The sequence below is a fragment of the Pantoea sp. PNA 03-3 genome (assembly GCF_003201175.1).
GTDB classification, from domain to species: domain Bacteria; phylum Pseudomonadota; class Gammaproteobacteria; order Enterobacterales; family Enterobacteriaceae; genus Pantoea; species Pantoea stewartii.
The window spans coordinates 390,461-403,191 of the sequence record NZ_QICO01000002.1 but is presented as its reverse complement, the minus strand read 5'-3'; the positions used below and the strand labels follow the sequence as shown (position 1 = coordinate 403,191).

At 54.0% G+C, this 12,731-nt stretch carries 10 protein-coding genes; 9 read left to right on the top strand and 1 reads right to left on the bottom strand.

Annotated features, from left to right (window positions below; translation table 11 throughout):
• Window positions 1-10 precede the first annotated feature (10 nt).
• From nusA to C7433_RS08160, 9 genes are all read left to right on the top strand, one after another.
• On the top strand, window positions 11-1,498 hold the full coding sequence (gene nusA, locus C7433_RS08200) for a transcription termination factor NusA (RefSeq protein ID WP_006121762.1): 1,488 nt from the start codon (window positions 11-13) through the stop codon (window positions 1,496-1,498).
• A gap of 17 nt (window positions 1,499-1,515) precedes the next feature.
• Window positions 1,516-4,200 carry a translation initiation factor IF-2 gene (gene infB / locus C7433_RS08195; protein ID WP_028723648.1) on the top strand — a complete coding sequence of 895 codons (2,685 nt, stop codon included), beginning with the start codon at window positions 1,516-1,518 and terminating at the stop codon, window positions 4,198-4,200.
• Between the two features lie 65 nt (window positions 4,201-4,265).
• On the top strand, window positions 4,266-4,673 hold the full coding sequence (rbfA, locus tag C7433_RS08190; RefSeq protein ID WP_006121764.1) for a 30S ribosome-binding factor RbfA: 408 nt from the start codon (window positions 4,266-4,268) through the stop codon (window positions 4,671-4,673).
• Entirely contained in the window at window positions 4,673-5,617 is a 945-nt protein-coding gene (gene truB / locus C7433_RS08185) for a tRNA pseudouridine(55) synthase TruB (RefSeq protein WP_006121765.1), read from the top strand. The genes rbfA and truB overlap by 1 nt, the downstream gene beginning before the upstream one ends.
• Window positions 5,618-5,740: 123 nt before the next feature.
• The gene (rpsO, locus tag C7433_RS08180; protein WP_006121766.1) at window positions 5,741-6,010 is read left to right on the top strand and encodes a 30S ribosomal protein S15; all 270 of its coding nucleotides are present in this window, start codon (window positions 5,741-5,743) and stop codon (window positions 6,008-6,010) included.
• A 304-nt stretch (window positions 6,011-6,314) separates the two neighbouring features.
• The gene (gene pnp, locus C7433_RS08175; RefSeq protein WP_006121767.1) at window positions 6,315-8,444 is read left to right on the top strand and encodes a polyribonucleotide nucleotidyltransferase; all 2,130 of its coding nucleotides are present in this window, start codon (window positions 6,315-6,317) and stop codon (window positions 8,442-8,444) included.
• A gap of 129 nt (window positions 8,445-8,573) precedes the next feature.
• The gene (gene nlpI, locus C7433_RS08170; protein ID WP_033739194.1) at window positions 8,574-9,458 is read left to right on the top strand and encodes a lipoprotein NlpI; all 885 of its coding nucleotides are present in this window, start codon (window positions 8,574-8,576) and stop codon (window positions 9,456-9,458) included.
• Window positions 9,459-9,561: 103 nt separating this feature from the next.
• Window positions 9,562-9,642, top strand: coding sequence for a protein YrbN (gene yrbN, locus C7433_RS24110; RefSeq protein WP_100208641.1), 81 nt, complete (start codon window positions 9,562-9,564; stop codon window positions 9,640-9,642).
• On the top strand, window positions 9,635-11,503 hold the full coding sequence (locus C7433_RS08160; RefSeq protein WP_058702613.1) for a DEAD/DEAH family ATP-dependent RNA helicase: 1,869 nt from the start codon (window positions 9,635-9,637) through the stop codon (window positions 11,501-11,503). The genes yrbN and C7433_RS08160 overlap by 8 nt, the downstream gene beginning before the upstream one ends.
• A 181-nt stretch (window positions 11,504-11,684) precedes the next feature.
• Here C7433_RS08160 and C7433_RS08155 read toward each other — a convergent pair whose 3' ends face one another.
• A complete protein-coding gene (locus tag C7433_RS08155) occupies window positions 11,685-12,695 on the bottom strand; it encodes a luciferase-like monooxygenase (RefSeq protein ID WP_006121770.1) in 1,011 nt (336 codons plus the stop codon).
• Between the last annotated feature and the right edge of the window lie 36 nt (window positions 12,696-12,731).

The window sequence follows — 12,731 nt, the reverse complement described above, 5'->3', positions numbered from 1 at the left end:
GCTAACCAGGATGAACAAAGAGATCTTAGCTGTTGTAGAAGCCGTTTCTAACGAAAAAGCCCTGCCGCGTGAGAAAATCTTCGAAGCGCTGGAGAGCGCGCTGGCGACTGCGACCAAGAAAAAGTACGAGCAGGAAATTGACGTCCGCGTCAGCATCGACCGCAGAAGTGGCGACTTTGATACGTTCCGCCGTTGGGAAATCGTAGAGCAGGTCACTCAGCCAACGCGTGAGATCACGCTGGATGCGGCTCGCTACGAAGATGAGTCCCTCAATCTGGGCGACTACGTTGAAGATCAGATTGAATCTGTCACCTTTGACCGCATTACTACCCAGACCGCAAAACAGGTTATCGTGCAAAAAGTACGTGAAGCCGAGCGCGCAATGGTCGTGGATCAGTTCCGTGAGCAGGAAGGCGAAATCATCACCGGCGTGGTGAAAAAAGTTAATCGTGACAATATTTCACTGGATCTGGGCAACAATGCTGAAGCGGTAATCCTGCGTGAGGATATGCTGCCGCGCGAAAACTTCCGCCCTGGTGACCGTATTCGTGGTGTTCTGTATGCCGTTCGCCCGGAAGCGCGTGGTGCACAGCTGTTTGTGACCCGCTCAAAGCCAGAAATGCTGATCGAACTGTTCCGCATTGAAGTACCAGAAATTGGCGAAGAAGTGCTTGAAATTAAAGCCGCAGCCCGCGATCCGGGTTCACGCGCTAAAATTGCAGTAAAAACGAACGACAAACGTATTGATCCGGTGGGTGCCTGCGTCGGTATGCGCGGTGCGCGTGTTCAGGCCGTGTCCAGTGAACTGGGCGGCGAGCGTATCGATATCGTGCTGTGGGACGACAACCCGGCACAGTTTGTTATTAACGCCATGGCTCCGGCTGATGTGGCGTCAATCGTGGTTGATGAAGACAACCACACGATGGATATCGCCGTTGAGGCTGGCAATCTGGCCCAGGCGATCGGCCGTAATGGCCAAAACGTGCGTCTGGCTTCACAGCTGAGTGGCTGGGAGCTGAACGTGATGACCGTCGATGATCTGCAGGCGAAGCATCAGGCTGAAGCCCATGCAGCGATCGATATGTTCACTAAACATCTCGACATCGACGAAGAGTTCGCCACCATTCTGGTGGAAGAGGGCTTCTCATCGTTGGAAGAACTGGCCTATGTGCCAATTAACGAGCTGTTGGAAATCGACGGCCTCGACGAAGAGACCATTGAAGCCCTGCGTGAACGAGCAAAAAATGCGTTAACCACCCTGGCACTGGCTAAAGAAGAGAGCCTGGGGAATCAGGAACCTGCAGAAGACCTCTTGAATCTTGAGGGTCTGGATCGTGCACTGGCTTTCCGCCTGGCATCCAAAGGCGTTTGCACGCTGGAAGACCTTGCTGAGCAAGGTGTTGACGATCTGACTGATATTGAAGGGCTGACTGATGAGCAAGCTGGCGCGCTGATTATGGCCGCACGCAATATCTGCTGGTTCGGCGATGACGCGTAATAACAGGAAGGAACAGCATGACAGATGTAACCGTAAAATCGCTGGCAGCAGAAATTCAGACTTCGGTCGATCGCCTGGTACAGCAGTTTGCTGATGCGGGGATCCCAAAGTCTGAAAATGATGCGGTGACCCAGCATGAGAAAGAAACCTTACTGTCTCACCTGAAGCATGGTCAGGCCGGTTCAGGCAAACTGACCCTGCAGCGCAAAACGCGTAGTACCTTGAATATTCCTGGCACCGGGGGTAAAAGTAAATCGGTGCAAATCGAAGTCCGCAAAAAGCGCACGTATGTAAAAGGTGATGCAGAGTCTGAGCAAGCTCAGGCAGAAGCAGAAGCCGAGGCGCAGCGTGAAGCGGAAGAGCAGGCGCAACGCGAGGCCGCTGAACAGGCGCGTCGTGAAGCGGAACAAAAAGCGCAACGTGAAGCCGAAGAGAAAGCCAGGCGCGAAGCCGCTGAAAAGGCTAAGCGTGCAGCAGCGGAAAATGAGAAAGTGACTAATCAACCTACCGACGAAGTGACCAAGGCCGCCCAGTCCGATAAAGCACGTCGTGAAGCTGAAGCCGCTGAACTGAAGCGTAAAGCGGAAGAAGAAGCGCGTCGTAAGCTGGAAGAGGCTGCCCGCCTCGCCGCGGAAGAAGCCCGCCGTTTAGCCGAAGAAAAAGCGGCTGAATGGGAAAAGCCTGAAGAAGAGGATAAGGGCGACTATCACGTCACCACCTCAACACATGCCCGTCAGGCCGAAGACGAGAACGATCGTCAGGTCGAAGCGGGTCGTGCCCGCACGCGCAGTGCTAAAGCCGCGCGTCCGGTGAAAAAAGGCAACAAGCATTCAGAAGCCAAAACCGACCGCGAAGAAGCCCGTGCGCAGGTTCGTGGTGGTAAAGGTGGTAAGCATCGTAAGCCAAGCGCTCTGCAGCAGGGCTTCAACAAGCCAGCACAGGCGGTTAACCGCGATGTGGTGATTGGCGAAACCATCACCGTTGCTGAATTGGCTAACAAAATGGCCGTTAAAGGTTCACTGGTCATCAAAGCGATGATGAAAATGGGCGCTATGGCGACCATCAACCAGGTTATCGACCAGGAAACCGCACAGCTGGTTGCCGAAGAAATGGGCCACAAGGTGACCCTTCGTCGTGAAAACGAGCTGGAAGAAGCGGTAATGGACGATCGTGATACCGATGCAGCGCAGGAAGCGCGTGCGCCGGTTGTGACCATTATGGGCCACGTTGACCACGGTAAAACCTCACTGCTGGATTACATCCGCTCGACCAAAATCGCCTCTGGCGAAGCGGGCGGGATTACACAGCACATCGGTGCATACCACGTCGAAACCGACAACGGTATGATCACCTTCCTGGATACCCCGGGCCACGCCGCGTTTACCGCGATGCGTGCACGTGGTGCGCAGGCAACGGATATCGTTATCCTCGTGGTGGCGGCAGATGATGGTGTGATGCCACAAACCATCGAAGCGATTCAGCACGCCAAAGCCGCGAAAGTGCCGGTTGTGGTAGCTGTCAACAAGTGCGATAAGCCAGAAGCCGATCCGGATCGTGTTAAAAATGAACTGACACAGTACGGCATCATTCCGGAAGAGTGGGGCGGCGAAAACATGTTCGTCAACGTCTCTGCGAAAGCGGGTACCGGTATTGACGATCTGCTGAACGCGATTCTGCTGCAGGCAGAAGTGCTTGAGCTGACGGCCATTCGTGCCGGTATGGCCAGCGGCGTTGTGATCGAATCGTTCCTCGACAAAGGTCGTGGTCCGGTTGCGACCGTTCTGGTACGCGAAGGTACGCTGAACAAAGGCGATATCGTTCTGTGTGGCTTTGAATACGGCCGTGTTCGTGCAATGCGTGACGAACTGGGACGTGAAGTCATGGAAGCGGGCCCGTCTATCCCGGTTGAGATCCTCGGCTTGTCCGGTGTTCCGGCGGCAGGTGATGAAGCGACCGTGGTGCGTGACGAGAAGAAAGCCCGTGAAGTGGCACTGTATCGTCAGGGCAAATTCCGCGAAGTGAAACTGGCACGTCAGCAGAAATCTAAGCTGGAAAACATGTTTGCTAACATGACCGAAGGCGAAGTATCTGAACTGAACATCGTGCTGAAAGCCGACGTTCAGGGCTCTGTGGAAGCGATCTCCGACTCCCTGCTCAAACTCTCCACCGACGAAGTGAAGGTGAAGATTGTGGGTTCAGGCGTAGGTGGTATCACCGAAACCGACGCGACGCTGGCAGCCGCATCTAACGCGATTATCCTTGGCTTTAACGTCCGTGCTGACGCATCTGCGCGTCGCGTCATCGACGCTGAAAGCCTGGATCTGCGTTACTACTCCGTCATCTATAACCTGATTGACGAAGTGAAAGCCGCAATGAGCGGTATGCTGGCACCAGAGTACAAACAGCAGATCATCGGTCTGGCTGAAGTGCGTGACGTGTTCAAATCACCGAAATTTGGTGCTATCGCAGGTTGTATGGTGACGGAAGGTAACATCAAGCGTCACAACCCAATCCGCGTCCTGCGCGATAACGTGGTGATCTACGAAGGTGAGCTTGAATCACTGCGTCGCTTTAAAGATGACGTTAACGAAGTGCGTAACGGCATGGAGTGCGGTATCGGCGTGAAGAACTATAATGACGTTCGTGTCGGCGATATGATCGAAGTCTTCGAAGTGATTGAAGTTAAACGCACCATCGCTTAAGTCCTGGCGTTGATGATGCAATTTGGGAGGCCGCTGGCCTCCCGAATTATTTGGGAGAAATAAAAATGGCGAAAGAATTTGGCCGTCCGCAGCGTGTATCACAGGAGCTGCAAAAAGAGATTGCGATGATTCTGCAGCGTGAGATTAAAGATCCACGCCTTGGCATGATGGTGACCGTTTCGGGTGTTGAGGTATCACGTGACCTCGCTTACGCCAAAGTGTTTGTGACATTCCTCAACGATCAAGATGAAGAAGCCGTAAAAAATGGCCTGAAAGCGTTGAAAGAAGCCTCGGGTTATATCCGTACGCTGCTGGGTAAAGCCATGCGCCTGCGTATCGTGCCTGAACTGACCTTCTTCTACGATAACTCGTTGATTGAAGGGATGCGCATGTCCAACCTCGTGACTAACGTGGTGAAAAAAGACGTTGAGCGTCGTGGTCCAGAAACCACGGATGATGACGAGGAGGCGTAATGAGTCGTCCTCGTCGTCGCGGTCGCGACGTCCATGGCGTTTTGTTGCTGGATAAGCCACAAGGCATGTCGTCTAACGATGTTCTGCAGAAGGTGAAGCGCATTTTTAACGCTAACCGTGCAGGACACACCGGTGCACTTGATCCGCTGGCAACCGGCATGTTGCCGATCTGTCTGGGTGAAGCCACCAAGTTCTCGCAGTATCTGCTGGATTCCGATAAGCGTTATCGCGTGATTGCCCGGTTAGGTGAACGTACCGATACCTCCGATGCGGACGGGAACCGGGTACAAACCCGTCCCGTGACCTTTACCCAGGCCGATCTGGATACCGCACTGGACAGTTTTCGTGGTGACATTATGCAGGTGCCGTCGATGTTTTCAGCATTGAAACATCAGGGCCGGAAACTGTATGAATATGCCCGCGAAGGCATCACTATCGAACGTGAGCCCCGGCCGATCACCGTGTATGACTTGCAGTTTATTCGCTGGCAGGGCAGTGAGCTTGAGCTGGAAATTCACTGCTCTAAAGGTACCTACATCCGTACCATTATTGACGATTTGGGTGAAAAGCTGGGCTGCGGTGCGCATGTCATCATGCTGCGTCGTTTGCAGGTAGCACGTTATCCCTTCGAAAGAATGGTCACGCTGGAGCAGCTTCAGGCGTTGCAGGCAGAGGCGAACGCCTCAGGCGACGATCTGGCGTTACAGCTCGATCCTCTGCTGCTGCCCATGGACAGTCCGGCTGCGGATTTTCCTGCGGTCAACCTCTCAGCGGATGTGGCGGCCTACTTTAAACAGGGCCAGCCGGTGCATGCAAGTCAGGCACCTGACCAGGGGCTGGTTCGGGTCACCGAAGGTGAAACACGCAAGTTTATCGGTATGGCAGAAGTGGCCGACGATGGCCGGATTGCTCCACGCCGTTTAGTGGTTGAGTATCAGAATTAAGTTGTGCGCTTTTCATTAAGGGCATTTGCGTTGCCTTCTGGCGAAGAGTAGAATAGCGCGGCTTTAAAGCGGGATGCTGAATTAGAGATCGGCGCCCATACATTCATTTAACTGGAGTTTATTATGTCTCTAAGCGTAGAAGCTAAAGCAGAGATCGTTGCTAAATATGGTCGTGGTGCTAACGACAGCGGTTCAACTGAAGTTCAGGTTGCACTGTTGACCGCGCAGATCAGCCATCTGCAGGGCCACTTCTCTGAGCACAAAAAAGACCACCACAGCCGCCGCGGTCTGCTGCGCATGGTATCTCAGCGTCGTAAGCTGCTGGACTACCTGAAGCGTAAAGACGTTGCACGCTACAGCAGCCTGATCGAAAGCCTCGGTCTGCGTCGCTAAGTCTTAAAATCGGATCGTCTGGGATGCCACAAATGTGTGCTAAAACCCCTTTGGCGATCAGATTTGTGCGAGTTTCATGAAAAGGGGGCCTTTATGGCCCCTTTTTTCGAGCAATGCGCAGCAATCCTGAGCAAACTCATGTATTGTTGTTGGGTGTGATCTTTGTTTGCAGAGGTTCGCGCGGCTAATGAGAGGCTTTACCGCAGGGGCGGTTAAGGGTTGTCATTAGTCGCGAGGATGCAACGGAGATCGGTAATTAATGGCAGGCCAAGATAGCACTGCCCCGATGTTAAGGACTTTGATTTTGCTTAATCCGATCGTACGCAAATTCCAATATGGTCAACATACCGTCACGCTGGAAACCGGCATGATGGCTCGCCAGGCGACTGCCGCCGTTATGGTGAGCATGGATGACACCGCTGTTTTTGTCACCGTTGTTGGCCAGAAAAAAACCAAACCAGGCCAGGACTTCTTCCCACTGACCGTTAACTATCAGGAGCGTACTTACGCTGCTGGTCGTATCCCGGGCAGCTTCTTCCGTCGCGAAGGTCGTCCAAGCGAAGGTGAAACGCTGATTTCACGTCTGATTGACCGTCCGGTGCGTCCTCTGTTCCCGGAAGGGTTCGTTAACGAAGTTCAGGTGATTGCGACCGTTGTTTCGGTCAACCCACAGGTTCACCCAGACATCGTTGCGATGATCGGTGCCTCTGCCGCGCTGGCGCTGTCGGGTCTGCCTTTCAATGGCCCAATCGGTGCGGCGCGTGTGGGTTATATCAATGACCAGTACGTACTGAACCCAACGGCTGACGAACTGAAAACGTCACGTCTGGATCTGGTGGTTGCAGGTACGCAGAACGCCGTTCTGATGGTGGAATCTGAAGCAGAAATCCTGTCTGAAGAACAAATGCTGGGTGCTGTGGTGTTCGGCCACGATCAGCAGCAGGTGGTGATTGAAAACATTAATGCACTGGTCGCTGAAGCGGGCAAGCCGCGTTGGGACTGGCAGCCAGAAGCGGCCAATACTGCACTGATTTCACGTGTCGCGGCCCTGGCTGAAGCGCGTATCAGCGATGCGTACCGTATCACTGACAAGCAAGCGCGTTATGCCCAGGTTGATGCCATCAAAGACGAAACCATCGCGGCGCTGCTGGCGGAAGACGAATCCCTGGATGCGGCTGAAATCGGTGATATCGTGCACAGCCTGGAGAAGACGGTTGTTCGTACCCGTATTCTGAACGGCGAGCCGCGTATCGATGGCCGTGAAAAAGACATGATTCGTGGTCTGGACGTGCGGACCGGCGTACTGCCGCGTACCCATGGTTCAGCCCTGTTCACCCGTGGTGAAACACAGGCGCTGGTGACCGCAACGCTGGGTACCACCCGCGATGCGCAGAACCTGGATGAACTGATGGGTGAGCGTACCGACAGCTTCCTGTTCCACTACAACTTCCCTCCCTACTCAGTAGGTGAAACCGGTATGGTGGGCTCGCCTAAGCGTCGTGAAATTGGTCACGGTCGTCTGGCGAAGCGCGGCGTGTTGGCCGTAATGCCAAAAGTGGAAGATTTCCCTTACACCGTTCGTGTCGTGTCTGAAATCACTGAATCAAACGGTTCATCTTCTATGGCTTCCGTCTGTGGTGCTTCTCTGGCGCTGATGGACGCGGGCGTACCTATTAAAGCGTCTGTTGCCGGTATCGCGATGGGCCTGGTAAAAGAAGACGACAAATTTGTTGTTCTGTCTGACATTCTGGGTGATGAAGATCACCTGGGTGATATGGACTTCAAAGTGGCGGGTAGCCGTGACGGTATCACCGCGCTGCAGATGGACATCAAAATTGAAGGCATCACCCGCGAGATCATGCAGGTAGCGCTGAATCAGGCCAAAGGTGCACGTCTGCACATTCTGGGCGTGATGGAGCAGGCTATCAGCACGCCGCGTCAGGAAATCTCTGAGTTCGCACCGCGCATTTACACCATCAAGATCAGTTCAGATAAGATCAAAGATGTGATCGGTAAAGGCGGTTCTGTTATCCGTGCGCTGACCGAAGAAACCGGCACCACCATCGAAATCGAAGATGACGGTACGGTGAAAATCGCGGCAACTGATGGCCTGAAAGCGAAAGAAGCGATTCGTCGCATCGAAGAGATCACCGCTGAAATCGAAGTGGGCCGCATTTACAGCGGTAAAGTCACGCGCATTGTCGATTTCGGTGCTTTCGTTGCTATCGGCGGCGGTAAAGAAGGTCTGGTGCACATTTCACAAATCGCTGATAAGCGCGTTGAGAAAGTGACGGATTATCTGCAGATGGGTCAGGAAGTACCGGTGAAGGTGATGGAAGTGGATCGCCAGGGCCGTGTCCGTCTGAGCATCAAAGAAGCGACAGAAACCAAGCCTGAGGCTGTTGCAGCTGAGAGCGCACCTGACGCTGAATAAGTCTTTCCTGATTTGCCTCTCCTTGCCTGGCAGGGGGAGGCTTTTGTGTCATCGCGAGGGCAGGAATCCTTGTGCACAGCAGGCGGATGACAGGACGGTTGTCCCAATGTTTGTATTCGGGAGTGGGAAATGAAGCCTTTTTTGCGCTGGTGTTTTGTTGCGACAGCTTTGACGCTGGCAGGATGCAGCAACTCCAATTGGCGTAAGAACGAAGTTCTTGCAGTACCTTTACAGCCCACACTGCAGCAGGAAGTGATTCTGGCTCGCATGGAACAAATTCTTGCCAGTCGAGCCCTTACCGATGATGAACGCGCACAGCTGTTATATGAGCGCGGAGTGTTGTATGATAGTCTGGGTCTGAGGGCATTAGCGCGGAACGATTTTTCGCAAGCGCTGTCTATAAGACCTGATATGCCAGAAGTGTTTAACTATCTTGGTATATACTTAACGCAGGCGGGCAACTATGATGCCGCCTATGAAGCGTTTGATTCTGTACTTGAGCTTGATCCAACTTACAACTATGCGCATTTAAATCGTGGTATCGCCCTCTATTACGGTGGTCGATACAAGTTAGCGCAAGATGATCTGCTGGCGTTTTATCAAGACGATCCTAACGATCCTTTCCGTAGCTTGTGGCTCTATCTTGTTGAAAGCAAGATGGACGCAGCCAAAGCAAAAGTGGCGCTTAAACAGCGTTACGACAAAGCGGTTAAGGACCAATGGGGATGGAATATTGTCGAGTTCTACCTGGGCGACATCAGCGAAGCAACACTGATGGAACGTCTCAAGGCGGATGCAACGGATAACACCTCGCTCGCTGAACATCTCAGTGAAACCAACTTCTATTTAGGTAAGTATTACCTAAGTCTGGGGGAGAAGGACAACGCAGAAGCGTTGTTCAAACTGGCGGTCGCCAACAACGTGAATAACTTTGTTGAACACCGATACGCATTGTTGGAACTGGCGCTACTCGGCCAGGCACAAGACGATTTATCAGAATCTGACCAGCAATAGCTGACGAACTTTTTTGCCTGTAAACCTGTCAAGTCATCATCTTCAGGGATGAGGGCTTTTCTGTTCGTCAAAACTTCTAATTTGAGCCGGTTCACACTTTTTGATGAAAATGACTGAAAGTTTTCACGACGAGTTATGTAGACTGGCCGCCGCAATCAACGAGGCACGTGTACTACATGACTGATATTCAAACCACTTTTGCAGACCTTGGCCTGAACGCCGACATCCTTGAATCACTGAACGGCATGGGCTACGTAAAGCCATCCCCAATCCAGGCTGAGTGTATTCCTCACTTGTTGGCGGGCCGTGACGTGTTAGGCATGGCGCAGACCGGGAGTGGTAAAACGGCAGCGTTCTCTCTGCCGCTGTTAAACAACATTGATCCGACTATTAAAGCACCGCAAATTTTGGTGCTGGCTCCGACCCGCGAACTGGCGGTTCAGGTTGCTGAAGCGATGACCGAATTCTCTAAGCACATGCGCGGTCTGAACGTAGTTGCCCTTTACGGCGGCCAGCGTTATGACGTGCAGCTGCGTGCTCTGCGCCAGGGACCCCAGGTTGTTGTGGGAACCCCAGGTCGTCTGCTGGATCACCTGAAGCGTGGCACGTTAGATCTGTCTAATCTGCGTGGTCTGGTGCTGGACGAAGCAGATGAAATGTTACGTATGGGCTTCATCGAAGACGTTGAAACCATCATGGCGCAGATCCCCGAAGGTCATCAGACCGCGCTGTTCTCTGCCACCATGCCAGAAGCGATTCGTCGCATCACCAAGCGTTTCATGAAAGATCCGCAGGAAGTGCGTATTCAGTCGAGCCTGACAACGCGTCCTGACATCAGCCAGAGCTACTGGACGGCTTACGGCCGTAAAACCGATGCACTGGTTCGCTTCCTGGAAGCAGAAGATTTTGATGCGGCGATCATCTTCGTTCGTACCAAAAATGCCACTCTGGAAGTCGCTGAAGCGCTGGAGCGTAGCGGTTACAACAGCGCGGCCCTGAACGGTGATATGAACCAGGCCCTGCGTGAGCAGACGCTGGAGCGTTTGAAAGATGGTCGTCTGGACATCCTGATCGCGACTGACGTTGCGGCTCGTGGCCTGGACGTTGAGCGTATCAGCCTGGTTGTTAACTACGATATCCCGATGGACGCCGAATCTTACGTTCACCGCATTGGCCGTACGGGTCGTGCGGGTCGTGCGGGTCGCGCACTGCTGTTCGTTGAGAACCGCGAGCGTCGTCTGCTGCGCAACATCGAACGCACCATGAAGCTGACTATTCCGGAAGTTGAGCTGCCAAACGCAGAGCTGCTGGGTCAGCGTCGTCTGGCTAAGTTTGCCGCGAAAGTTCAGCAGCAGCTGGAAAGCAGCGATCTGGAACAGTACCGTGCACTGCTGACCAAAATGCAGCCTGAAGAAGAGCTGGATATCGAAACGCTGGCGGCCGCCCTGCTGAAAATGGCACAGGGTGAGCGTCCGCTGATCGTACCTGCTGACGCACCGCGTCCTCCGCGCCGCGAATTCCGTGAGCGTGATGATCGTCGCGACAGCCGTGGTCCACGTGACAGCCGTGATGGCGATCGTCCACGTCGTGAGCGTCGCGATGTTGGCGACATGCAGCTGTATCGCATTGAAGTGGGCCGTGATGACGGTGTTGAAGTTCGTCACATCGTTGGCGCGATTGCTAACGAAGGCGACATCAGCAGCCGTTACATCGGTAACATCAAACTGTTTGGTACGCACTCGACGATCGAACTGCCGAAAGGCATGCCGGGCGATGTCCTGCAGCACTTTACCCGTACGCGTATTCTCAACAAGCCGATGAATATGCAACTGCTGGGTGATGCACAGCCGCATGAAGGTGGCCGTGGTGAGCGTCGTTCAGGTTCTGGCGAGCGTCGTGGTCCTCGTCCTGAAGGTCAGGGCCGTCGTTTCTCTTCTGAGCGCCGTGAAGGTGGTCGTGAAGGTGGACGCAGCTTTAACCGTGAAGGCGGTCGTGGTCCACGTCGTGAAGACGGTGCTGCTGCACCTCGTCGTCGTGACGCATAAGCGAGACGATTTCGCATGATAAAAAGGGAAGCCTGCGGGCTTCCCTTTTTTTTGCCCTTGCGGTAAATCCATGTCAGGGCAGACCGGCTGAGACAGCGGGGAAGCAAGATAAGTAAAGGGAAGCCAGCAGGCTTCCCTTTTTGTCTTTGTCTTTTACCTGGCGCGAAACAGAACGAGGCGTTTACAGCCCGCGTGCCGCCTCCATCGCCAGCTTAAAGGAGTGCAGACGTGCATCGGTATCGTAAATCTGACCGTTAACCATGATCTCATCGGCCTGCGTTTCACGCAGCAGCGAGGCCAGACCGTGACGCACTTTATCCACGTCCCCGACCAGCGACATGCTCAGAGCCTGCTGGACGCCATACTGTTCTGACGGCGACCAGAGACTGTCCATGTTCTGCACCGGGGCAGGTAACGGACCAGGCTTGCCGCGACGCAAATTAATAAACTGCTGCTGCATCGAGGTAAACAGAAAACGGGCGTCGCTTTCCGTGTCCGCCGCCACGATGTTAATGCAGACGGTAGCATAAGGTTCAGCAAGGCGGGCTGACGGTGTAAAGTTTTCACGATAAACATGCAGAGCCTGGAACAGCTGGTCCGGTGCGAAATGCGAGGCAAACGCAAACGGCAGCCCCATTTTGGCCGAGAGCTGGGCGCTGTACAGGCTGGAACCCAGTAACCAGACGGGAATTTTCATCCCTAAACCAGGTACCGGCTGAACAGGCGGCTGTGCGCCAGCTTCTGCATCAAACCAGTGAATCAGCTCGGCCACATCATCCGGAAACGTATCGGCCTGCATGCCTGACAGGTTGCGACGTAAAGCCAGCATCGTGCGCTGATCCGATCCTGGCGCACGGCCTAATCCCAGATCGATGCGATCGGGATACAGCGATGCCAGGGTGCCGAACTGTTCTGCGATCACCAGCGGCGCGTGATTGGGCAACATAATGCCGCCAGAGCCCAGACGCAGCGTCGTGGTGTTTGCGGCCAGATAGCCGATTAACACGGCTGTGGCGGCGCTGGCGATGCCGGTCATATTATGGTGCTCAGCTAACCAGTAACGTTCAAATCCCAGGGCTTCGGCCTGACGTGCCAGCGCAAGTGAATTCTGAAACGCATCACGTGGCGTAGCGCCCTGAGGAACAGGGGCAAGATCGAGTACAGAGAGGCGAACGTTTTTTTTCTCAGACATGGGTACTCCAGAGGTTATAGCGCAGGTTTCATACCC

Coding starts and splice junctions, on each gene's coding strand:
- nusA (WP_006121762.1), top strand. CDS start 11: ATGAACAAAGAGATCTTAGCTGTTGTAGAAGCCGTTTCTAACGAAAAA.
- infB (WP_028723648.1), top strand. CDS start 1,516: ATGACAGATGTAACCGTAAAATCGCTGGCAGCAGAAATTCAGACTTCG.
- rbfA (WP_006121764.1), top strand. CDS start 4,266: ATGGCGAAAGAATTTGGCCGTCCGCAGCGTGTATCACAGGAGCTGCAA.
- truB (WP_006121765.1), top strand. CDS start 4,673: ATGAGTCGTCCTCGTCGTCGCGGTCGCGACGTCCATGGCGTTTTGTTG.
- rpsO (WP_006121766.1), top strand. CDS start 5,741: ATGTCTCTAAGCGTAGAAGCTAAAGCAGAGATCGTTGCTAAATATGGT.
- nlpI (WP_033739194.1), top strand. CDS start 8,574: ATGAAGCCTTTTTTGCGCTGGTGTTTTGTTGCGACAGCTTTGACGCTG.
- yrbN (WP_100208641.1), top strand. CDS start 9,562: ATGAAAATGACTGAAAGTTTTCACGACGAGTTATGTAGACTGGCCGCC.
- C7433_RS08160 (WP_058702613.1), top strand. CDS start 9,635: ATGACTGATATTCAAACCACTTTTGCAGACCTTGGCCTGAACGCCGAC.
- C7433_RS08155 (WP_006121770.1), bottom strand. CDS start 12,695: ATGTCTGAGAAAAAAAACGTTCGCCTCTCTGTACTCGATCTTGCCCCT.